This window comes from Anatilimnocola aggregata, assembly GCF_007747655.1.
In the GTDB taxonomy this organism is placed as follows: domain Bacteria; phylum Planctomycetota; class Planctomycetia; order Pirellulales; family Pirellulaceae; genus Anatilimnocola; species Anatilimnocola aggregata.
The window spans coordinates 3,199,009-3,221,076 of record NZ_CP036274.1 but is presented as its reverse complement, the minus strand read 5'-3'; the positions used below and the strand labels follow the sequence as shown (position 1 = coordinate 3,221,076).

The window sequence follows — 22,068 nt, the reverse complement described above, 5'->3', positions numbered from 1 at the left end:
ATTTGGAAGATGACGCAGCTCTGCGGTGATCAAGTCGTGCAGATCGATCTGCCGTGATCGTTTCATCTACCGACAGTTTTTCATCTCGGAAAAATCAACCGATTCGTTATTTCACATGAATGACCAAGAATCACTCCTCGAGCATGCGAGCACCATCGCATTTGAAAAGCTCAAAGTCGCAGGCGGCGAAATTAGCTTGTTGGACGAGCCGTTTCGGACAGTCGCGCTCGTGTTTTCCGCACAAGGTGTGATCGATAACGGCGGGCTGAATTATTTTTTCGAATCTGACTGGCCGGGGAATCCATCCTACTCGCTATTCGCTGACGCGTACCGAAGGATTGGTAGTGTCGACGCCGCTAATGCGATTCAAGATGCCGCAACTTCGTTCGGCATTTCGTTTCCGGAGCGAGACAGTAAGCTCCGGAATGAGTTCATGGAAAAGCAATTTGGTGCTGATGGGGCTTGGGAAGTTCAGTGGGACGATGCCGTATGCGGCGATGAACGAGTTTGGAGCAATCTGGAGAAATGGATTCGATCAAACACGGGCAACACCTTCAAATAGTTGGGAAGCGTTGCTGGTTAGCCCTCGCCATCTGCGATGCTTGTCTGTCGCCGCAAGAAATAAAGAAAGCCGCCAGCATCCCTTGCCCGCGGCTTCCTTTGTCTGACGGCAGGATTGCGTGTCGGACTAGCTGCAGCAAGCTGGAGCACAGCAGCGAACGCGACGGCAGCGTTGCTTCTTGCAGCGCTTTTGCTTGCAACAACCAGTGTCGCAAGAAGGTGCGCAAGTTTCGCAAACAGGAGCTGGCGCTGGGGCTGGGGCTGGTGCTTCGCACACGGGTGCTGCACAAGTTGGCGCACAGCAGCTGTTGCAACGACGATGACCGAAAGCCATCGCCGAGGTGCTGCTCAGCATTACCACTGCGGCTGCCATCACCAACATCTTCACATACTTCGACATTCTAAATTCCCTCCACGGAAAAACTTCTGGCCAGGCACCCTGCCTGGCCCCTCAAGCAAAAACTCCAGCCGTCACCTCGACGGCTGGCAGAGCGGTTATTGGCACCAGCTGCGATAGAGGTGCCACTGTTTGTTGTAATAAAAGGGAACCCAGGTCCCCTTGGTGTTGCCCCAGGGTGCGAAACGTCCCGGCGAAGCAACGATCACTCCGTTACCGTCGTTGGCACCCTCGGCATCGGGGTTGACCGGGGCGGGGTTCGCCGGTTGCGGTGTTGGAACAGGCTGAACGCGCGGTTGAGGTGGCGGAACAATGCCTGGACCTGGCGCTGGAACAACAGGCGGCAGTGCTGGTTTAGGAGTCGGGGCAAAAGGATCGTCAGGATTCGCTGGAGCGGGTTGATTAGTCGTCGGCACTGTCGGCGCAGGAGCGAACGGATCATCGCTGGCTGGTTGTTGACCAGCTGCGATGGCGGCGGTGAAGCCAGCAAGCAGGATCGTCGAAATGAAGTTCAGATTGCAAAACATGGTCTTCTCCTTGTCACATGAGACATGTTAAGGGTGCGAAGATGGGGTGATTGTAGCGATGCAAATACTCTTCCAAAACCAGCCATTCAGCGCAAATTCACAGTTTTCAGTCCCCCGGCTTGCCGAAAATGGAGAATCGCTGGATACTACTTGGTTCTTTCCGCAACTCCCGGCCCGCTGGCTCCCTATGAATTAGGGTTCAATTGTGGGCCCTGTCTTCTCTAAGCCACGCAGGTTGCCATGTCTTGGATTGCCGATCGGACCCGCGCGTTTGATAGCAGCGGTATTCGCAAAGTTTTTGAATTAGCCGCGAAGATGAAGGATCCGATCAATCTCTCGATCGGGCAGCCCGACTTCGATGTGCCCGAGCCGATCAAAGAAGCCTGCATTGATGCGATCAAGAAAGGCAAGAACGCCTACGCTCTGACCCAAGGCATGCCGGTCCTGCGCGATAAGTTGCAGCAGCGGATCGATGCCGAATATGGTCACGCTGACCGCAAGGTTTTTGTTTCTAGCGGCACCAGCGGCGGCCTGGCCCTGGCGATGTGGTCGTTAATCAATCCGGGTGACGAAGTGATCGTCTTCGATCCTTACTTCGTGATGTACACCTCGCTAACGCAACTGGCCGGCGGCAAACCAGTCATCATCGATACCTACCCCGACTTCCGCATCGATCTGGCCAAGGTAAAGGCCGCCATCACACCCCGGACCAAACTGATTCTGCTCAACAGCCCGGCCAATCCGACGGGAGTGATCGCCAGCGAGGAGGAAGTTCGCGGGCTGGCCGAACTGGCTGCCGAGCGGAACATCTGCTTGTTGAGCGACGAGATCTATCGCAGCTTTTGCTACGACCAGCCTTTCGTTTCGCCGGCCAAGTACAACCCCAACACGCTGGTAATCGACGGCTTCAGCAAGAGCCATGGCATGACCGGCTGGCGGCTCGGCTTCGTCCACGGACCGGCCGAAGTGATCGACACGATGGTCAAGCTGCAGCAGTACACGTTCGTCTGCGCCCCGCAGCCCGTGCAATGGGCCGGCGCGGTGGCGATGGACGTCGACATGAGCGCGCACGTCACGGCCTACAAGCAGAAGCGCGACTTCGTGGTGAACGGGCTGAAAGACATGTACGAACTGACCGTTCCCGGCGGCGCTTTCTACGTCTTTCCCAAAGCGCCCATCGCCAGTGGCGCACAGTTCGTCGCCAAGGCCATCGAGAATCAACTGCTCATCATTCCCGGCAATATCTTCAGCGGTCGCGACAGCCACTTCCGCATCAGCTACGCCGCATCAGAAGCTACGCTCGCTCGCGGAGTAGAAGTGCTGCAGCGGCTAGCCCGTAGTTAACTCGCCCGCAATCTTCACTGCAATTTGGTATGTTGAGGACTGCGATCAATTGAGTCTACTTTCTCTCCACGAATCCACTCCCATGCCCGCTTATCAAAAACCACTGGCTCTCATCGATGCCCTCCACCCTGCCCTGCCAGAGATCGATCTGGCGATCGCTTTGGCGGAGCCTACAGCCACGATCACGCTGATCGACGTGCTGCCCGATCAAGGGTGGACTTGGAAGATGCTCGGTGGCAAGGCCGACGAAATTCGCCGGCAATTAAAGTCGCAAAAAGAATCGGCCCTTAGCATGCTGGCGGGCGAACAAGCCGTAAAGCGCGGGCGACCGGTAGCGCCGGTGGTTGCCGAAGGAAAAACCGGCACCGCGGTCATCAAGGAGGTGCTGGCTGGCAAACACGACCTCGTGATTCTGCAAGCCAAGGGCCCGCATAGCCGCCGCGCTGGTGGCATCGGCGATACTGCGTGGGAACTACTGCGCAAATGTCCGAGCTCGGTGCTGCTCGTCTCGCAGCAAGAGGCCAACACGTCGCCCAAGAAGATCCTCGTCGCCCTCGATGCTGCTGCCGAAGATCAGAAGCACATTGCCCTCAATCAAAAAATCATGGCTGCTGCCGCTCACCTGGCCGTCAAGCTGGGGGCAAGTTTGACTGCCATGCACTGCTGGGCCATTTATGGCGAAGGGCTAGTAAAAGATTACATGTCGGCCGCGGAGTTCAAAGATATTGAAGAGGCCACGCGCAAGCTGGGGGAAGAAGGCCTACAGGCACTCGCAGCCACCCTTGCCGAGAAGCCGGCTGAGTTGCACCTGAATTTGGTTCGCGGCCTGCCCAACACACACATCCCGGCGTTCGCCAACACGCACAATTTCGACCTTGTCGTCATGGGAACCGTCGCCCGCCAAGGAATCGCCGGCGCGCTGCTCGGCAACACCGCCGAAGAAGTGCTGCCCCAACTCAAGACTTCCATCCTGGCGATCAAACCCGACGATTTTGTGAGCCCGGTGAGTTAGGCGAAGTTAGTTCAGCCACCCTTTCTCGCTTTTTATTGCATGGGCAGCGGGACTTGCCTGGAACTGGCAAGGTAAGCGACCAGGTCACGAACGTCGTTGTCGCTCAGTCGCTGAAAGATTCCTTCGGGCATCATCGAAAGCTTTGAAAGCTTGCGCTCTTCGATGGTGCTGACGGGAATGGTCAGGACTTCGTTGGGCGTTTGCGCGGTCACGGCGACGGCGGTTTCGCGGAGGACGATCCCTTGCACCACGCGGCCGTTGTCGAGCAGAAAGGTCGTCACCTGGTAATCGCGCGGCACGACCGCACTGGGATCGAGGGCGTTTTCAAGGACGTAGTCGAGATTCGTCCGCTGCGAACCGGTCAGATCCGGACCCATCTTCCCACCTTCGTCGAACAGCTTATGACAGCTGGCACAGTTCTTGGCAAAGATGGCGCGACCATGTGAGGCGTTGGCAGTCGCGAGTGTTTCCGTCGTCAATAGCGACTTGTATTTGGCCGCGAGTTCTTTCTTGTCTTCGGCAGCTGGACGAATCGTCCCCCAGATTGCTTCGAGCTTCGCGGCAACGTCTTTATGGTTCAAAGCCTGCAGTTGGCGAAGAACACCAGCGGTGATGTCGGTCCGCGGCAGTTTCTTCTCTTGAACCGCAGAGAGGAGCGCGACGGCATAGGCGGGGCGCGAGGCCAGCGTCTGCACGACATCAGCTCGTTCCGCTTCTGTCAGCGAACCATAAAGATTGACAAGTTCCGCCGGCGTGCCCGGGTGGTTGTAAGCCGCGAGCGCTTTGATCGCTTGAGCGCGAATCGCCGGCTCGCGCAGCAAGCCGTGCAGCGTCACCGGCAATTCGACCGGAAGCTTTGTGAGAATCAAAGCCAGGGCCTGCTGACGGGTGCCCAAGTCCTGCCCCATATCGACGAGTTGCTTTTTCAACTTGGCGATGACGGCAGCATCGTCAAACTTCACGGCCAGCGCCACGGCGTGATCTTGTACATCCACAGTGCGACTATCGCTGAGGGTTTCGAAGACTGCGGGCCAGGTCATGGGCATCGGCACACTGCGGCGGCCCTCGAGGGCCAGCAGAATGCCACGCTGCAGATCAAGTTGCACCTGGGCATCGCGGACATTGCCAAGCGTTTCGATCAGAGTTGCCAAACGCTGGTCGCCGGGATCTTCTTCGAGCAAGCGGCGCACCAGATGTTGCCGCACGAGCGGAATGCGACACTCGGCGAGCAGTTTGTACATTTCAGCGGGCATCTCGCCGGCAATCGGCTCGATGCCATACCAGAGCATCAGCGGAATGTGGTGGTCACCGGCATCTTCCTCGTGCGCGACGAGTCGCGTTGCCAGCGGCAGTCGTTCCTTCGCCGTCAATCGTTGCAGCGCTGACGCTAATGCCAGACGCACTTGCGGCGCACGATCCTCGGCTGCCAATCGCAGCAACATGTCGAGGTGCGGGTTTTTGGCCTTGGGCGAATCAACGGCGAGTGTGACGGCCCAAGTTCTTACGTAGGCGTTTTCGTCGCGCATCGCGCCGCGAAGATCGGCATCGATGATCTGCCGAGTCGCTTGCAGCGCCCAGAGCGCCCGCAGTTTGCCATGCTCGTTTTCTCCGGTAACTAACTCGGTGATGAGCGCTTCGCGCACGACAACCTTATCGAGTTCGTCGGTCGCAGCCATTTCTTGCAGTCGCCGCCGAGCATGCCGCGCCAGCCATTCGTTCTTGCTCAGTGCCTGCTTCGCGAGTTCGAGCTGATTGGTTTGCAGTGCTGGCGACTTAGCCTTGGCAGTGCCGTGCGTGATTTTGTAGATGCGACCATTCGAGTGATCGCATTCGATGTAGTCGTGACATTCGCCCGTATCGCACCAATCGGTCATATAAACACTGCCATCGGGCCCTTGCTTGACAGCCAAGCCGCGAAACCACGGATCGCCGGCATGCAAGAAGTCGGGCTCATGCTTGGCGACATAGCCGCTGCCGTGAGGTTCGAGACGATCCTGGTTCACGCGCGCGCCGTGGATGTTGCAGGCATAAACGCGATTGCGATAGGCTTCGGGCCAGGCGTCGCCTTGATAAATCAAACAACCGCTGTGAGCGTGGCCGCCACCGGCATCGTTGTGAATCCCCTGCCCGCCGCGCGAACTGGTCCAATGCCCGCCACCCCAGTGAAGGTGATCGGCACAACTTTGAATCAGCCCATACGACCGCGGGCTCAGATCCTGCCCGAACATCCGTTCGTAGTGCCCCCCTTGCACGACATGGAACAAGTGCTTGATTACACAATTGGTAATGAACAGCTGGCCGTGTTCGTTCCAATCGAGTCCCCAGGGGTTAGTCGTGCCATAGGCGAACGGTTCGAATTCGTGAGTCTTTGGATCGACTCGCCACACACCGCAGTTAATCGGCTTGCGCTCTGCATCGGGCTGTCCGGGGCGACCAACGCGCGAGTTCGAGAGAATGCCATTGAGGCCATACAAGTAACCATCCGGGCCCCAGGCCAGGCCATTCACCACGTTGTGCTTCGCCGCCAGATCGAAGCCGTTCAGCACAACGACCGGCTCGCCATCGGGCTTATCGTCGCCATTGCGATCGGGAATGAAGATCAGGTTCGGCACTGCGGTCAGCCAGACGCCACCATAGCCCCACTCAATACCCGACAGATTCACTCCCTTGTCATAGAAAATGGTCTTCTCGTCGAACGTGCCGTCGCCGTCGCGATCTTCCAGAATCGTAACGCGGTCTCTCCCCTCCCCTGTCTTCGACCATTGCGGATACGACAGGCACTCCACGACCCACAGCCGACCGCGGTCGTCGAAGGTGAAGGCAATGGGCTGAACGATGTCGGGCTCCCCCGCGAACAACGACACGTGAAAGCCCTCGGGCACTTTCATGCGCGAAGCAGCCACTTTGGTGGGCACCGGCGCAGAGGTATCTTCGGCCAACGATTGCGTCAGCGAGAGTGCGATGAGGAGGAGAACGAAAGTGATTCGCTGCATGATGAAAACTCGAGTGGGTGAGTGTGGTGAAGATCAGTTGTGCCGGGAAGCCATCAGATGCTCGATCTCTTCGGCTTCCACGGGCGTGGTGGCCATCAGGTCGAGGGGGCCGTCGTCAGTGACCACGATATCATTTTCGAGCCGCACTCCAAAACCTTCGTCGGGAATATAAATCCCCGGCTCGACGGTCAGAACCCAGCCCGGGGCGAACGCTTCGGTGGTGTGACCGACGTCGTGCACGTCGAGGCCCAGCGGATGGCCCAGCCCGTGCATGAAGTACTTGCGACACGCCAACTCGTCCTCTGTTTGCTTCTTGATGTCTTCCTCGGTAATCAAACTGAGCTTGAGAAGTTCCTCGTTCATGTGCAGCTGCGATTCTCGCTGCCAGTCGCGATGCTTCTTCCCCACCACCGCTCCCTTGATGCTGGCGCGCATGACCCGCAGCACCGCATCGTAGACTTCGCGCTGGCGGGGAGTGAAACGGCCGCTGATGGGAATGGTGCGAGTCAGGTCGGCGTTGTAGTTGGCGTACGCGGCGGCCACATCGAGCAGCAGCAAATCGCCGGATTCGCAAGGAAGGTCGTTCGAGTTGTAGTGCAAGATGCAGGAGTTCTTGCCGGCTGCGATGATCGGCGGATAAGCGAACTTGCCGCGCTGGCGGATGAACTCGTGGGCAAACTCGGCTTCCACTTCGCATTCGTTCACGCCCGGCTTGGTGAACGACAACACGCGCAAAAAGCCAGCTCGGGTGATGTCGACCGCCTTGCGCAGCAGCTCGAGTTCCGGCGGCGACTTCACCACTCGCAGCTGATGCATGAGCGGAGCGAGTCGCCTGTAGTCATGCAGCGGATACTTGGCTCGGCAATCTTGCACAAAGCGCTGATCGCGGCTGGCGACTTCCAGCGAAGCGGCTTTGTGCTCATTGGTGTTTAAGTAGACGTGCTCCAACTCGCACATCAGTTTGTGAAAGATGCCGCGAAACTCACTTAACCATTTCACGTTCTTCACGCCGCTGAGCTTCGTTGCCTCTTCCTTCGAGTGCTTGTGCCCCTCCCAGGTCTTGAGGAGTTCGTTGGGCTCGCGGATGAAGAGAATCTCGCGCCATTTTTCATCATCGGCATCCGGGGCGATCAGCAGAATGCTCTGTTCTTGCTCGATGCCACTCAGATAGAACAAGTCCGAGTTGGGGTGCATGACGAAATGGCCGTCGGCATTGGTGGGGAGCACATCATTGGCCTGGACCACCGCCAGCGACTTGGGGGGGAGCTTGGCGCTCAGCCTGGCGCGATTTTCTGTAAACAGTTCGGCTTCAATCGGATCGTGACGCATTCCCTGCACTCCTCGGAGCTTCATCGTCGGTAATAAGTTTGGCACCATCGTAGCCAAAATCTCGACTGCGGGAGAAGGAGTGACAGGGCAAAGTGAGGCAGCGGCCGATGATTGCGGCAGCCGCGGCGACGGACCACAATAATCGCGACGGCAGACACATCTTGCCGTGGAACGAGTTGCCTATTTCTTCACTGCGCGAAGTCTTTCGCGCCCGGAGTTCTTTCGATGAGCCCGCTTCGCACGCTGTTGCTGGTGTTTGCCCTCGCATTGTTAACTTCTTCCGCAACGTTTGCTCAAAGGCTTTCGCCGGCGGCAGCGAGAGAGAAAGTCGATGTGCAAACCGATGTGGAATACGGCAAGGCTGGCGACCGTAGTTTGAAGCTGGACGTCATCAAGCCGAAAGAAGCCAGTGAGAAGCCGCGCCCCTGCGTGGTCTGGATTCATGGCGGCGGCTGGCAAAATGGCAACAAGAGCAGCGGTCACTTTCGCTTGACGAACCTCGTGGCGAGCGGTGATTACGTGGGGGTGACGGTTGGCTATCGCTTGACCGACGAAACCGCCTGGCCCGGTCAGATTCACGACTGCAAAGCGGCAGTCCGCTGGATTCGGGCGAATGCCAAGACGCTGGGAGTTGATCCCGATAAGATTGGCGTCATGGGTTCATCGGCTGGTGGTCACCTGGTCAGCATGCTGGGCACCAGCGGCGATGTGAAAGAACTCGAAGGGAAGAATGGCTCGCCAGATAACTCGAGCCGCGTGAGTTGCGTGGTCGATTTCTGCGGCCCGAGCGATTTTCTCGCCATCAACAAAGACAATCCCAAGTTGAACGATCCCTCGGGCCCCGTTTACAAGTTGCTGGGGGGACCAATTACCACGAAGGAAGACGTCGCTAAGGAAGCGTCACCCGTAACCCATGTTTCCGCTGATGACCCGCCGTTCCTCATTCTGCATGGGACCGACGACCGGACGGTCGACATTCGCCAGGCCGAAATACTTCACAGTGCCCAACAAAAGGCCGGCACCAAGTCGACCTTCGTGAAAATCACCGGCGGCGGCCACGGCATTGGCGGCCCCAAGGTCGAGGAACGGGTGAAAACATTCCTCGATAAGCATTTGCTTGGCAAGGATGTGGAAGTATCGAGCGAAGCGATCGAAGCTGCGCCGATGGCTGTCCCAGCCAAGAAGGCCGACGGAAAGAAGCCCGTTGAAAAGAAATAGCCGGCGATTCAAGTGGAGATAATTTAGCTGACTTACGTCACAAGCAAATGTGCTGACCGCAACAGGGGGGTGTTGATAAACCTCGGGCGTTTATCAACACCTGCTGCGGTATTTCCCGCGTGCGGCAGGCGATGGTGTTGAAAAACGCGAGTGAAAATCAACCTTTAGGTGTTCTCGAATCTCACTCTTCGTGAGCACCCGAGGCGCAAGTGGTGCGCAACTCTTCGCAGCGAGCGGAATGCCTGAGATAATTTCGGCGGGCGTGAAAGGTCCGGGCAACTCGTGACCATAGGTGGGAGGTAGCCGGGCTCGCCGTGGAGCAGGCATTCAAATTGACGGACCAGCAGGCGGGATACTCCAGCGGCATGTAAGATTGGTGCCAGACTGAAATGCCTATCCCCCGTGAGGCCACATGAAGACTTATTTTTGGACTTGGAGCGTGCTGGTTTGTTTTCTGGCACTGCCAGCGGTGGCCGAAGACTGGCCGCAGTTCCGCGGCATCTTGCAGGATGGTGTGGCGACAACAGCGAACTTGCCGACCACTTGGAGCAATAGCCAGAACCTGCTCTGGCAAGCCAAACTGCCGGGCCCAGGGAGCAGCAGTCCGGTGGTCGTCGGCGGCAAGATCTATCTCACCAGTTACTCGGGCTATGGCGAAGACGAAAACAACCCGGGCGATCAATCGGCCCTGCAGCGGCAAGTCCTCTGCTTCGATCTGAAAACCGGCAAGGAGGAGTGGACCTTCGCGGCCAAAGCCCTGGTGCCAGAAGAGAGTTTTCAAGGCTTTCAAGCGTTGCACGGCTATGCCTCCAGCACACCCGCCTGCGACAGCGATGCACTGTATGTCTTCTTTGGCAAATCGGGTGTGGGCTGCTTGGGGCTCAATGGCAAGCCTCGCTGGGGCTGCAAGGTCGGTGACAAGACGCACAGCTGGGGTTCGGGGACTTCGCCCGTGCTGTACAAAAACACGGTCATTGTGAACGCGAGCGTCGAGAGTGGTGCGCTGGTAGGAATCAATAAGAAAACGGGAAGTATTGCCTGGACTCAGCGGGGCGTGCGCGCGGCCTGGAATTCGCCCATTCTGGTCAAAGCACCCAATAACAAAGTGGAACTCGTCTTGAGCAGTGAGGGTGAACTGCAGGGGTACGATCCCGAGAATGGCAAGCCACTCTGGCGGGCACCGGGCATTCAGGATTACGTCTGCCCCAGTGTGATTGCCCACGACGGCATCATCTATGCGATTGGTGCCCGGTCGGGCATGGGTGTGGCCGTGAAAGCTGGCGGACGCGGCGATGTGCCGGTGCTGTGGGAAATGAAGCGGGGCTCGAATGTCTGTTCGCCCGTGTTTCATGAGGGGCATTTGTACTGGACGCACGAAAGCCGCGGCGTGGCCTATTGTGCCGATGCGAAGACCGGCGAAGTTCTGTACGAGCAACGACTCGAACCTCGCCCGGACCTGATTTACGCCTCCGGACTGCTGGCTGGCGACAAGATCTATTACGTCAGCCGCAACAATGGCGTGTATGTCGTGGCGGCCAAGCCGCAGTTCGAACTCGTCGCCCATAATCGCTCGCTCGACAGCAGCGTCTTCAATGCCAGTCCTGTCGCCGTCGATGGCAAACTGCTGCTCAGGTCGAACGAGGCGTTGTATTGTGTGGGGCTGAAGTAGGGAGGAAAGGGTTAAAGGGAGAACGGGATGAAGAGTGGGGCGAAGAATTCAATTCGATGCATTTTTTCTTCGACCCTTCCTCGCTTAATCCCTTCCACCCTCTGCCCGCTTCGCCCCTTTTTTCCCCGTGAGGGCTTGAAATCCAATCGCCCATGGGGGAACCTTGGCAGAAGCAATGTGGTAGAATTGCGGTTAGCTGCCGTAATCCCGCTGTGGGGTCGCGTCAGCGGCCGATTCGAAGGCCTGTCATCGGCCTGCATTTGGGTGCCTGACTCTGCCTGGCTCGCTCGAGCCAACAGAGCGACACTTCCCGGCGTTTCTAGTTTAGGGAAGGAGATTGTCATGCCACTGTTTGAGATTGAAACGGACGCTCACATCATCATCACCTGGGCCGCTGACGAAACCGCTGCGGGCGGCGTCGTCCACGAGGCCTACCCAGGTGATAAAGTCATTCGCCTCACTAAGCGGCCACGCGATACCTGGGTTATTTCCAAGGGTGCCCTCGGCCTGACCACCAAGCGAGTCGACGTCTGCTCGACCGCCCGCGACTGCCTCAGCAAGTCGTCCGGCGACAAGGTACATGCCATCCGCCTGTACATGCACGAAACAGGCACCGACCTGGAACACGCCCGTAAAGTCATTGAGTCGAACATGGTCATGGGCTGGTAAGGCCACACTTCTCGATTCAGGCCTTCTTGACTCAGGCCGCGAACGACCGCTGCGTAGTTCCGGCCTGAACTACGCGCTGCCTGGCCGGAACGACGCAATCAGGTTCGCTCCGGCCTGCCGCTAGCAACGGCCTGTTAAACTTTGCCGGCCACGTAGTCTCTCCGAGTGGTTCCGCGTCTGACGGTAAGTCGCAAAACTCTGCATCTTTCTACAGAGACCGTCGAAAACGGCAGTATGGGTTCTCGGGCTTATCCCGAGAGTGCAACGCAAGCCTACCCTGCCGGGGCAGTATTTCGCAGAGACCCAGTCGTCTCTCAGCGACCGCCTCCCCTGCCTTATCTCATCACGTTCTGCCGATTTGCAAGCTGACCCCAGACTGGTCAGTCCCGCCGTCGGATACTTGGCAAAGGAGTGCCTCATGAAAGTCACGTCGCCCTGGATGCGAGTCTCGCTATCCCTGTGCCTCGCCGCCGGCTGGATGATTCAGCCGATTGTGGCCGAAGACATCATCCCCGTTCCGGTACCCTCGGCCGAGCCGATTGCTGCCGAACCAATCTCGGCTGTGCCCCCCGAAGCGGAACCGGTCGCCGGCGAACCGACTCCGGCCCAGGCCGAAGTAGTCGCCGAGCCCTTGCAGGCCGTCGAACTCGCTCCGCCGCTCGCAGCACCTCCCAGCAGCCGGCTGTCGAAGGTTCGCATCACTGACGAAAGCCCGAACGCTCCCACCGAACAGGCCACCGAGCCGACGCCCGCCGCCAAGAGCGATGACGATGACATCGTCACCGAACTGGTCAAGGAACGCTTTGCCAACGGCACCATCAAGGCCGAACGCGAAATGGCCCAGGACCGCGACGGTAACTTCGTGCTGCATGGTGTCTATCGCCAGTACGACGAACGTGGCCAGATCGTGTGCGAAGGTACACACGAGCAGGGTCAAGCCGTCGGCACTTGGAAGCGCTACTATCGCGGCGGCGATGCAGCCCTGCTTGCCACTGCTCCCTACAAAGACTTTCAAGCACCGTTCACTTCGCAGGCCTCGTTCGTCGACGGCCAGCTGCACGGCAAGTGGACCATCTCCGATGCCAAGCAGCGGAAGATCAGCGAGATCGACTTTGCCAACGGCAATCGCCACGGCAAAGCTGCCTGGTTCTATCCTAACGGCACGCTCCTCTCGCAAGCCGCCTACGATCATGGACGCGTCCATGGCGATGTTATGAAGTGGGGCACCGATGCCTCGCTCCTCGGCAAAGAGACATTCACCCACGGCCGCAAGCTGGCGCCGAAGGTCGACTACTACGATGCCGAACACAAGCGGTCGGAGATCTTCTACCTCCACGCTCCACTGGTGGTGAAGACCACCGACGACTTCCACGCTGCCACGCTGGCCGTGTTCGAAATTCGTGGCCAGGACGAGAAGTTCGGTTCGTTCCGCATCTGGCACGCGAACGGACAACTCGCTCGCCAAGGCGAGTTCCGTTACAACCTGCCCGTCGGCAAAGCCAGTTGGTACTACTCCAACGGCCAAAAGCAGATGGAAGGCACGTACGTCGATGGTAAGCAAGACGGCACCTGGACCTGGTGGCACCAAAACGGCATCAAGCAGATTGCCGGTGACTACCGCGATGGCGTGCCAGTGGGCAAGTGGTCGTGGTGGAAAGAAACCGGCAAGCTCGCTCAGCGCAGCGATATGACGGCTACCAAGGTCGCCAATATTCCTGCCCCGCTGCCCGATCCCGAAGACAACATTCGCCGCTAAGCGTTGCTCATGTCTCCCTCTCCCATCCGGGAGAGGGCTGCTCACGAGTTCGACTCGGCAACGTGGCTTCTCCGAAAATAAACTCCGGACCGCGATACCCCCTCGCAGTGCCAGGCCCACGAATTCTCACCAGAGTTCGTGGGCCTTTTTGCGTTGATAGCTGAATTGCGGTGTCAGACCATTTGCCAAATACGGTCGCCGCGAGTCATTTTGCTCCTTACAGTTCTACCTGGCGATCTCTAGAATCGAAGTGTTCTTAAAGATTTTTTGCACAGGGAGGGGCTATCGCTTGTTGCCACGCTACGCTGCCGATTATCGCGCGCTCCTTTGGTTAACCCTGGCAATCGGCATCTTGATTCTCGAGTACTCCCATTCGTACCTCGTCTTCTTTCTCTTTCCAATCAATATCTACTTTGCCATTTGCGCTGGCGTCATCGCCCACAATCACAACCATTGCCCCATGTTCGCGAGCAAACGCAGCAATGGCATTTTAGGTCATGTACTAACCTTCTTTTATGGCTACCCGACCTTCGTTTGGGTGCCGACTCACAACCTCAATCATCACAAACATGTGAACCGCGCGGGCGATGCTACCATCACGTGGCGACACACCGACCGTCACAACCTGTGGGTTGCCGCCAGCTATTTCTTCGTATCCAGTTATCATCAGACCGCGCAAATCAAGGCCTTTCTGGCGAAAGCCAAAGCCACCAACTCCAAGCTCTTCCGTCGCGTTCAATGGCAATACACCGTATGGCTCAGCATCTGGTTTGCGGTTTGGTTAACGGGAGTCATGTTGCACGGCCTGCGCCGCGGCACGGTCTTATGGCTCTTAGGTGTGGGCCTCCCTGCCCTCTCGTCGGTCTGGACCATCATGTTCTTCAACTACGAGCAGCACGTGCACACCGACCCTTGGTCCGCGCACAATCACTCCCGCAACTTCGTCGGCCCGATCATCAACTTTCTCCTTTTCAATAACGGCTATCACACCGTCCACCACAACCAGCCCGGTTTGCATTGGAGCAAGACCCCGCAGGAGCACCGCAAGATCGCTCACCAAATCGACGTCCGACTGCAGCAGCGGAATGTGCTCCTCTATTGGTTCAACAACTTTTTTGTCTCATTGTTCTGGCCCGCCTTCGGCACACAGCAAGTCGGCCGCGCCGCCTTCGATCCGCCCCCGGGCATCTCGAACGATCTGACGACCGACGAGATCCAACTGGGCGAAGCGGGTACCAACACCGACATGGTGACGACCGGACATCAGACTTAAATACAACACAAAAAACGTCGCTAAAAATCGGGGTGCGTTTCTTTCAGGATTTCGAGAACCGCCCGCCGATCGGCCGCCGTTAAGTGGGCGAACTTCTCGCTTGGATCCTCGCCACTCAGCACTTCGTTCAATCGGCGATAAACGTACTTCTTCGCTTCGGCCGGCAAGGCCGCAAAGCTGGGCGAATAGATCAGGTAGCTGCACGGATACTTGAACATCCGCCGCGACAAATCGAAGTCGCGGAGCGAACGCCCCTGCTTGTCGCGCGGCCCCTGTTTCTCAAATTCATCCGCAAATGAGGTCGTACCTTTAAGCGCATGCGTTAGCGGTGCTTCTTCACTGAACAGCAGATACTCGACCAGTGGTTCGCAGCCACTCTTGATCCGGCTCTTAGTGCTATCGCGCAGTTCGGGCGACTCCTCTTTCAAATCGCGTTTCAGCGCGCGGTCGAAATAAAGGGCCTGCTGCGTGGTGAAATTCGCCTGCGTGATGTAGTTGTGACAATCGGCCTGATGCTCGAGCACCATCAGGGCGATCAGGTCGCTGTGAGGCGTGAGGTAATTATCGGTGTCGAATCGATCCTTCAACTCCGTCACATTGTGGCCGGCCGCATTATCCACTTCTTCAGGTCGCGACTGACCGCGCACTATCAAGTTTCCGAGGTGCGTTTGTTCGCCGTGTGTGCCCGTCACGTACCAGCCGCCCCATCGCTGCTTGAGCGGGCTGGTGTGATCGATGCGAAAAGTCCCCGAGGCCAAAATTGGCAAGCCACCGGCATCGCTATACACCGACCGCACAACATGCCCAGGAATGTTCCGCGTGTTCGGCGATCCATGACAGATCAAACATTGCTCTTGCTGCCGCACCAACACCGGGCGCGCTTCAGGCGTTTGATCGAGCGTATAAAACACCGCTCCCAATTGCGGATCGGCGACCGAGACCTCGATCGCATCCCCCTCGTGGCAATAGCCCACGTACACATCGTCGTTGAAGTAAATTGCCCGCGGCGTTCGTGGCGTGATTCGATTTCGCTGCAAACTGGTCTTCGAGAAGACCAGCATCTGCGACGACTGCGGCACTTCCAAAGCCCGCAGCAGGTCCGGCAGGTAGCCGAACTTCTCGTCAAACTTCAACTTCCGCTTCCCCCCCTGCACTTCCGCCGCCAGGCGACTCACCTGGTTCGCCGGTTCGCGTTTGCCGTATTCAATGGGCTCTCGTTCATATTCCTGCGCACGCGCGTAACTGACCGCGCACCAGAGCGCCGCCAGCGCCAGCACATTCATCGTCACAGCAATCAATCTCGTTGGCATAGCAGCCTCATCGCACGGAATCCCCCTCTCCGCCTGGAACGATTTCAACCTACCGGCCTCATAATTGGATGTCAACATCCACTTTCAAGTCCACCCCTGCAATGTGGCCCACCACCATTCGGAAATTTCCATTATTCCACGTTCGCAAACTGCACTTCATTCGGAAATTTCCCGTGCGACTTACGTTTTTCTTCAATTTCCGATTTCCGGAAATTTCCGTTATTCCACATCGGCAAAACGTCTTCCACTCGCAAATTCCCCAGCAAAACCCGCATCGCGCCTGATTTCCAGTTTCCTGATTCCGTATTTGTTCACGCCTGCACGGTTTTAGGAAACCCGAAGCGTGAGCGAGGAGAGCGAGACGGTGGCACCGAACCGAGATTCATCCCAAAATCGTTCGAACCAACCTCCTAGAGATTCGCTACTGGGCAAAGCGAATGGCCTGACTGGGACCACACTGCCGTGCCGGCAGAAGCACTCTCCTCGCTGACGCTTCGGGTTTCCTGAAACGTCTGTCCACCGCTACTTGAGCAACTGAAAAGTGCTGGCATGAACATCTCCCGACCCCCGATTAATCAACACCCCCCTTTTGCGTGCAGCACACTCAAGACGTTCCTCGGCAACGAATTGCGCCAAACTTTCTGAAGTTGAAATCATCCTCTTTGTTGATAAACCTCAGCCGCACACCCTGTCGCCGTTGACGAATTCCAAGTGACGCCAAGAAACGGTTCCTCGCGTCCACGAGACCCCTTCCATAAGCGCATGCGCGCTCCTTCCGTCAGCCGGCAAAACAGACACTTACTTTATCTACAACTACTGAATACTTGTCAAGTAATTTTGCGCGACGATGCGATCCTAAGGCTGCAACCTTGGGCGATTCCATGCTGAAGTGCACTTCGAATTTTTGTTCGCCCGTGTTTCACTGGCGCAATTTTTGAGCGTGCCGCGCGAAGTACACTCATGTTTGAGGTGTTCGAATTTCTCATCACCATTTTCGTCAGCGCTTACGAAGCTGATTCGAGTCCCGACGGCCGCCGAACGAGCATCGGCTGCGGACTAATCGTCTGCTTGCTGATCGTCGCATTCTGCGTGGCGGTTACTCTGAAGAGAGGGCAGTAAGGATCGCTAGCTGCTTGATCCGCCCGCTACTCGCCCATGACTGGCAGCGGATATTGATGGGCGAAGCCCAGCGGCAGGGTGATGCCGGTGATCCAGCGGGCATCTTCGGAAGCGAGAAAGGTAATCGCAGCAGCCACGTCCGCGGCTCGCCCGACGCCCAGCGGATGGCAGGCTTCTAGTTGCGCCCAGGTTTCGTGAGTCAGCTTGGAGGTGTGCTTCTGCACCATGGGGGTCACTACCAGGCCGGGGGCAACTGCGACCACACGAATTCCCTGCTTGGCAACTTCCCAAGCCAGCGACTGCGTAAAGCCGATCAGCCCCGCTTTGCTCGCGCTGTACACACTAAAACCTGCGCACCCCGCCAGGCCAAGTGCCGAGGCAACATTGACGATCACGCCGCCAGGTTGCGACAGCTGTGGCAAGGCCGCTTTGGTCAGGGCAATCGAGCCGTTCAAATTCACATCGAGCAGATTTCGCCATTCTGCTTCGCTGGAATCGACAAGTCGCGAAGCAACTTCGATCCCCGCATTGTTGATGAGAATATCGAGCTTACCGAACTTTTCGCGGCAGGTCGCGACGATCTTCTCAACGTCTTCGGGAATCGTAATATCGGCCAGCATGTGGACGTGGGGCGCGGTGGTCTTCTCCAGACGCTTGAGCAGACGCTCGGGAAGATGGCGCGAGACCATGACGAGGGAGGCCCCTTCGTCCGCCATCCGCAGAGCGGTCGCTCCGCCGATGCCACGGTCGCTGGTGCCGGTGATTATGGCTACTTTTCCGGCAAAGCGCGGAGGGGTCGACGGTTCGGTCATTGCTGGGGGACAATCGAGGAAAAATAAGCGGGGGACCGATCCGTCGGCATTGGTTAAGAGGATTTGAGCAGTAGCCATTCTTTGCGAATTGGTGCGGGACGTAAACTCCCTTTCTCCTACGATTTTTGGGTACGATTTTGGGGCTGGCCACCGCTGGGCAAATTCGCCTCAGCTGCCTACAATCAGAAACTTCGCCCGGCGGGTCCAAAGGTGCTTCGTTACCTCCAAGCATCGCCGGCTGCGAAAATGAAGGGCAGGGTTGAGACCGTAGCTCAGTTGGTAGAGCACGGCACTTTTAATGCTGGGGTCGCGGGTTCGAGTCCCGCCGGTCTCATTGAAGCCTTTACCCGTCCCGGTTGGCAAACAAGTTTGCCGACCGGGGCGGGTTTTTCTTTGGCTTGAGGGTGCTTTTTGTTACGGCGCAGCTACCGTCACGTCGGTCCGTAGCATTGTGTCGAACCAGCTCACGTTCTCTTTGACCATGCGGTGCCGGAGCACGTATTGGCCGGGCGTGAGGGGCGCAGTGATGGTTATGGTCAACTTCACCGCCTGGCCGGGGGCGATCACCGTCCCCACTTTTGCTCCACTGGGGCTCAGCTTGCCGGTGGAAAGTGCCGCGCGCGTGGGTTCATCGTTAAGGTCAGGATCGTCGTTGGCGCCACCAAAATAGATGCCCAGCAGGACGGGGTTCGTGCCGGTTAAGTTCCAGGATGCAGTGCCGGTATTCTTGACCGTTAGAACAAAGGACTTCGTTTCACCGGCCGTCCAGGCGGTCGGCACCGTCCCCACGTACGAGGCCGCGAGTGTTTGCACGGCAACGCTCGTCTTGAGCATCGAAGTGCTCCAGTTCACGTCTTCTTTTACCAGGCGGTGGCGCAACACCAAGTTGCCGCCAGTCTCAGGGGCTTGCACTGTAATCGTCAGCGTGACCGTTTGACCGCGGGCCACGTTCTTAGGCAGATAGAAACGCTGTGGCTCTTCGGTCAATGGAGCATTGTCGTTGGTACCACCGAAGTAAACACCCAAGAGCACCGGCTTGTCACCCGTGGCGTTCCAAGTACTGGTGCCCGTGTTGGTGAGCTTGATCGTGTAGGTCTTCGATTCGCCGACAATCCAAATCTTGGGCGGACTGGCACTGTAGGTAACGGCAAAAATCTGGGCACTGACGCTCGTCCGCAGGATGTCGTCAAACCAGGCGACCGTCATTTTTTCCAGGCGATGCCGCAACGTGAAATTGCCGGCGGTCGCGGGTCCCGCGAGCGTGACGGTGATGGTGGCCGATTCACCGGGGGCCACAGCGTGGGGCAATTCAAATCGCAACGGCTGACTGGTACCAGTGCCGGGGGCGTCGCTTGTCCCACCAAAATAGACGCCAAGACGAACGCGATCTGCACCCAAGTGATTCCAAGTAGCCGTACCGGTGTTGGTGACCGTCAGTTGGTATTCCTGATTCTGCTTCGTATGCCAGAACGTTGGTACATCGCCCGCGTAGGTGGCGTTGAGCGTCTGCACGGCGACGTCCGTCTTGCGCAGAGTTTCGAACCAGGTCGGCGTCGATCCTTCCTTCACAAGTCGATTGCGCAGGACAAAATCGCCAGCTGTCGCGGGGACTTTGATCGTCACGGCAATGGTGACGGACTGTCCCGGCGCGACATTCCGCGGCAACGAGAAACGAATCGGATCCTTGCTCCAAGCTCCCGCAGCGTCGCTCGTACCGTCGAAATAAACGCCGAGGCGAACGCGATTGGTACCCGTCGCACTCCATGTTTGCGTGCCGGCATTGGTAATCGTCAGGGAGTATTTGATCGTCTGATTATTGATCACTTCGGTGGGAATGGGGCCCGTATAGGTCGCACCCAAAGGCATCAATTGATACTGCGCCGTGTAAGTCGTGGGGACAGCGGGCGTGGCAATCTCATGCTCAGCTGCGCCGCCATCGGACCAACTGACGAACTTATACATTCGCCCACCGATCAACTGCGTCGGCGGTGCCGCCAGGAAGCGGGTCATATTCACGACGCCGGTCACGGTTTCTCCCGCACCGATGGGCTGGCTATCGAGCAGGATCGTCCCGCCGGGAGGATTCGTGGCGACAGCGAACGTCGAAGTAACGGGGAACACATCCCGATAGGTCGTCGACCTTAGCCCGCCAGCATCGGTGGCGGTGAGCAGAATTCGATACCACTGATCGGCATCCACTTCTCCCAATAGCGAAACGGGGTAACTTCCACTGGCGCTGCCCGCCACAACGATCCCCGGGTGGAAGTGCGTATTGTGATGAAACTCGACACTCCATGTCAGCGCGCTCGGCGGCAAAGTTCCGTCCTGCGGATCGGTGGCCGAACCACTAAAGCTGATGATGTCTCCAGCGCTGTAAGTGGAATTGGCCAGAGGGAAGTCAATTGTCGGCGTGGGCGCTTCATTCCCGACCGTAATCGTCAGCGGTTGCGACTGGCTGCTTGCCTCCCCATCGCTCACGGTTAGTTGAACCGTATACACGCCGTTGGTGCTGTAGGTATGCGTGGCCGTGGCCCCGCTGCCGGTTTGGCCGTCACCAAAATCCCAGTTGTACGAAACGAGGGTATCTCCGTCTGGGTCACTACTGGCTGTGCCGTCGAATTGCACCGTCAACGGCGACAGGCCGTTGGTTCGATTGGCAGTGGCCACCGCCAGCGGCACTCGATTGCCGCCCACATAGTGAATGCGATACAAGGAGCCGTTCGCGGCGGAGCCTAAGCCGAGCGAGAGCCAATAGATGGAACCGTCCGGGGCATTCGCGACATCGACGGGAATGAAGGCGTCGGGCGTAAACGTTTCGACCTCGCGTGTGGTCAGGTCGAGTGTCTTGATAAAGCCGCGCACATAGTCGGCAAAAAAGTACTTGCCGACATAGTCCTCGGGAAAATTCGTTCCGGCGTAAACCGCGCCACCCACAACCGCTGCCCCCATGCCGTTATCGTGCGGATAAAAATGGAGCGGATTGGTGAACCGCGGGTCGTCACTCATCCCTTCTGCTAATGGCCAGCCGTAGTTCTTCCCTTTTTCGACTTCGTTGATTTCCTCCCAGTTGTCGCTGCCGACGTCTCCCATAATCAGTCGATCGGTGCCGGGAACCAGGTCACCCGTAAACGGATTGCGAAAACCGTAGGCCCAGATTTCACCCCGCGCGCCGGGTGTATTCACAAACGGGTTATCGCTGGGAATCATGTTCGGATATGCGGCCACGTTGAGTCGCAGTATCTTCCCTTGCAGCTTGGAAAGATCTTGCGGCAGCGACAGGTCGCCGACATCGCCAATTCCCAAGAACAACATGCCGTCGGGGGCGAACTTCATCACACCGCCGTTGTGAAAGCCCGGTTCGGCGGTGCGAATGCCGTCGAGCAGAACAACTTCGCTCCCAACTTCGGCGACGTTCGGATTGATGCTGCTGGCGGTGAACCGGCTGAGGCGGTCGAACGAGCCGGTCGGGGTGGCATGCGTGTAATATATGTAAACAAATCGGTTCTGGGCGAAATTCGGATCGAAGACGAGACCTTCCACGCCCCGTTCGCCACCCGATTCGACGTCGAGCGAGACAAACGGAGTCGGCAGCAGGTGACCGTGGTCGATAATCCGCACGCCGTTCGGTTTCTCGGTGACGAAGATGCGGCCGTCGGGCGCGACGGTCACCGAAGTCGGTTCGTAGAGTCCGCCGGCGACAAAGTCTTCTTGAAAACCAACGGGCAGAGTACTCAGGAGATGACGAGACTCGAGTTGCTCCACGCGCAGCGGGCGGGAAGTGCGGGGCTTATTGCTGCCGAGCAAGCGAAATGGGCGCAAAGGCATCGAGCGGCTCCTCGCCGGACTTAATAGCTACGAATGGAGGGCGAAAGCTGGCCGGCGTGGAGAACAGCGAGCCAAACAGAAGAACAACAACTCAACCGTCGTCAAATCAAGAAGGGCACTATAGTTCGAGTGGGTGGTGGTTTCAATTGACCACCAGCGGACGTGCGCGATGCAGAAAAAGACGCGTGAATTTTCGCTTTTCCCTGCCGTGACCCCGGGCGGCGAGATATTTCTAACGGGGAGTGTTTGACGAA

Annotated in this window: 15 protein-coding genes and 1 tRNA gene; 10 read left to right on the top strand and 6 right to left on the bottom strand. The window is 57.8% G+C overall.

Features of this window, described 5'->3' with window-relative positions; translation table 11 throughout:
- Positions 1-115: 115 nt before the first annotated feature.
- On the top strand, positions 116-562 hold the full coding sequence (locus tag ETAA8_RS12205) for a DMP19 family protein (protein ID WP_145088297.1): 447 nt from the start codon (positions 116-118) through the stop codon (positions 560-562).
- A gap of 494 nt (positions 563-1,056) precedes the next feature.
- On the opposite strand, the gene ETAA8_RS12200 is transcribed toward ETAA8_RS12205, so the two are convergent.
- Positions 1,057-1,485 carry a hypothetical protein gene (locus ETAA8_RS12200; RefSeq protein WP_145088295.1) on the bottom strand — a complete coding sequence of 143 codons (429 nt, stop codon included), beginning with the start codon at positions 1,483-1,485 and terminating at the stop codon, positions 1,057-1,059.
- A gap of 240 nt (positions 1,486-1,725) precedes the next feature.
- Here ETAA8_RS12200 and ETAA8_RS12195 point away from each other — a divergent pair, with 240 nt between their 5' ends.
- On the top strand, positions 1,726-2,829 hold the full coding sequence (locus ETAA8_RS12195; protein ID WP_145088293.1) for a pyridoxal phosphate-dependent aminotransferase: 1,104 nt from the start codon (positions 1,726-1,728) through the stop codon (positions 2,827-2,829).
- 82 nt (positions 2,830-2,911) lie between these two features.
- Positions 2,912-3,841, top strand: a complete 930-nt coding sequence (locus ETAA8_RS12190; RefSeq protein ID WP_145088291.1) for a universal stress protein — start codon at positions 2,912-2,914, stop codon at positions 3,839-3,841.
- Between the two features lie 32 nt (positions 3,842-3,873).
- Here the strand turns inward: ETAA8_RS12190 and ETAA8_RS12185 are convergent, their stop codons facing one another.
- Positions 3,874-6,834 carry a PVC-type heme-binding CxxCH protein gene (locus tag ETAA8_RS12185; RefSeq protein ID WP_145088289.1) on the bottom strand — a complete coding sequence of 987 codons (2,961 nt, stop codon included), beginning with the start codon at positions 6,832-6,834 and terminating at the stop codon, positions 3,874-3,876.
- Between the two features lie 33 nt (positions 6,835-6,867).
- Complete coding sequence (locus tag ETAA8_RS12180) at positions 6,868-8,163, bottom strand: aminopeptidase P N-terminal domain-containing protein (protein ID WP_145088287.1); 1,296 nt, start codon at positions 8,161-8,163, stop codon at positions 6,868-6,870.
- Between the two features lie 225 nt (positions 8,164-8,388).
- On the opposite strand from ETAA8_RS12180, the gene ETAA8_RS12175 reads away from it, so the two are divergent.
- The 5 genes from ETAA8_RS12175 (at position 8,389) to ETAA8_RS12155 (ending at position 14,748) form a co-directional block, all read left to right on the top strand.
- A complete protein-coding gene (locus ETAA8_RS12175) occupies positions 8,389-9,381 on the top strand; it encodes an alpha/beta hydrolase (protein WP_145088285.1) in 993 nt (330 codons plus the stop codon).
- Between the two features lie 412 nt (positions 9,382-9,793).
- On the top strand, positions 9,794-11,050 hold the full coding sequence (locus ETAA8_RS12170; protein WP_145088283.1) for an outer membrane protein assembly factor BamB family protein: 1,257 nt from the start codon (positions 9,794-9,796) through the stop codon (positions 11,048-11,050).
- 342 nt (positions 11,051-11,392) lie between these two features.
- Positions 11,393-11,719 (top strand): DUF6793 family protein, encoded by a 327-nt coding sequence (locus ETAA8_RS12165; RefSeq protein ID WP_145088281.1) that lies wholly within the window; start codon positions 11,393-11,395, stop codon positions 11,717-11,719.
- 418 nt (positions 11,720-12,137) lie between these two features.
- Complete coding sequence (locus tag ETAA8_RS12160; RefSeq protein WP_145088279.1) at positions 12,138-13,475, top strand: toxin-antitoxin system YwqK family antitoxin; 1,338 nt, start codon at positions 12,138-12,140, stop codon at positions 13,473-13,475.
- A gap of 289 nt (positions 13,476-13,764) precedes the next feature.
- Positions 13,765-14,748, top strand: a complete 984-nt coding sequence (locus tag ETAA8_RS12155) for a fatty acid desaturase family protein (protein ID WP_145088278.1) — start codon at positions 13,765-13,767, stop codon at positions 14,746-14,748.
- Positions 14,749-14,768: 20 nt separating this feature from the next.
- Here ETAA8_RS12155 and ETAA8_RS12150 read toward each other — a convergent pair whose 3' ends face one another.
- The gene (locus ETAA8_RS12150; protein WP_202921783.1) at positions 14,769-16,058 is read right to left on the bottom strand and encodes a hypothetical protein; all 1,290 of its coding nucleotides are present in this window, start codon (positions 16,056-16,058) and stop codon (positions 14,769-14,771) included.
- A gap of 960 nt (positions 16,059-17,018) precedes the next feature.
- On the opposite strand from ETAA8_RS12150, the gene ETAA8_RS34590 reads away from it, so the two are divergent.
- The gene (locus tag ETAA8_RS34590) at positions 17,019-17,177 is read left to right on the top strand and encodes a hypothetical protein (RefSeq protein ID WP_202921782.1); all 159 of its coding nucleotides are present in this window, start codon (positions 17,019-17,021) and stop codon (positions 17,175-17,177) included.
- Between the two features lie 26 nt (positions 17,178-17,203).
- Here ETAA8_RS34590 and ETAA8_RS12145 read toward each other — a convergent pair whose 3' ends face one another.
- Positions 17,204-18,067, bottom strand: coding sequence for an SDR family NAD(P)-dependent oxidoreductase (locus tag ETAA8_RS12145; RefSeq protein ID WP_145088277.1), 864 nt, complete (start codon positions 18,065-18,067; stop codon positions 17,204-17,206).
- Positions 18,068-18,250: 183 nt separating this feature from the next.
- Between ETAA8_RS12145 and ETAA8_RS12140 the strand changes: the two genes are divergently transcribed.
- Positions 18,251-18,323: transfer RNA gene (locus ETAA8_RS12140), tRNA-Lys, on the top strand.
- An 80-nt stretch (positions 18,324-18,403) separates the two neighbouring features.
- Here ETAA8_RS12140 and ETAA8_RS12135 read toward each other — a convergent pair.
- Entirely contained in the window at positions 18,404-21,814 is a 3,411-nt protein-coding gene (locus ETAA8_RS12135) for a PQQ-dependent sugar dehydrogenase (protein ID WP_145088276.1), read from the bottom strand.
- Positions 21,815-22,068: the final 254 nt, after the last annotated feature.

What these genes read in the sequence shown, in the direction of transcription:
- ETAA8_RS12205 (WP_145088297.1), top strand. Translation starts at nt 116, where the DNA reads ATGAATGACCAAGAATCACTCCTCGAGCATGCGAGCACCATCGCATTT.
- ETAA8_RS12200 (WP_145088295.1), bottom strand. Translation starts at nt 1,485, where the DNA reads ATGTTTTGCAATCTGAACTTCATTTCGACGATCCTGCTTGCTGGCTTC.
- ETAA8_RS12195 (WP_145088293.1), top strand. Translation starts at nt 1,726, where the DNA reads ATGTCTTGGATTGCCGATCGGACCCGCGCGTTTGATAGCAGCGGTATT.
- ETAA8_RS12190 (WP_145088291.1), top strand. Translation starts at nt 2,912, where the DNA reads ATGCCCGCTTATCAAAAACCACTGGCTCTCATCGATGCCCTCCACCCT.
- ETAA8_RS12185 (WP_145088289.1), bottom strand. Translation starts at nt 6,834, where the DNA reads ATGCAGCGAATCACTTTCGTTCTCCTCCTCATCGCACTCTCGCTGACG.
- ETAA8_RS12180 (WP_145088287.1), bottom strand. Translation starts at nt 8,163, where the DNA reads ATGCGTCACGATCCGATTGAAGCCGAACTGTTTACAGAAAATCGCGCC.
- ETAA8_RS12175 (WP_145088285.1), top strand. Translation starts at nt 8,389, where the DNA reads ATGAGCCCGCTTCGCACGCTGTTGCTGGTGTTTGCCCTCGCATTGTTA.
- ETAA8_RS12170 (WP_145088283.1), top strand. Translation starts at nt 9,794, where the DNA reads ATGAAGACTTATTTTTGGACTTGGAGCGTGCTGGTTTGTTTTCTGGCA.
- ETAA8_RS12165 (WP_145088281.1), top strand. Translation starts at nt 11,393, where the DNA reads ATGCCACTGTTTGAGATTGAAACGGACGCTCACATCATCATCACCTGG.
- ETAA8_RS12160 (WP_145088279.1), top strand. Translation starts at nt 12,138, where the DNA reads ATGAAAGTCACGTCGCCCTGGATGCGAGTCTCGCTATCCCTGTGCCTC.
- ETAA8_RS12150 (WP_202921783.1), bottom strand. Translation starts at nt 16,058, where the DNA reads ATGCCAACGAGATTGATTGCTGTGACGATGAATGTGCTGGCGCTGGCG.
- ETAA8_RS34590 (WP_202921782.1), top strand. Translation starts at nt 17,019, where the DNA reads ATGTTTGAGGTGTTCGAATTTCTCATCACCATTTTCGTCAGCGCTTAC.
- ETAA8_RS12145 (WP_145088277.1), bottom strand. Translation starts at nt 18,067, where the DNA reads ATGGCTACTGCTCAAATCCTCTTAACCAATGCCGACGGATCGGTCCCC.
- ETAA8_RS12135 (WP_145088276.1), bottom strand. Translation starts at nt 21,814, where the DNA reads ATGCCTTTGCGCCCATTTCGCTTGCTCGGCAGCAATAAGCCCCGCACT.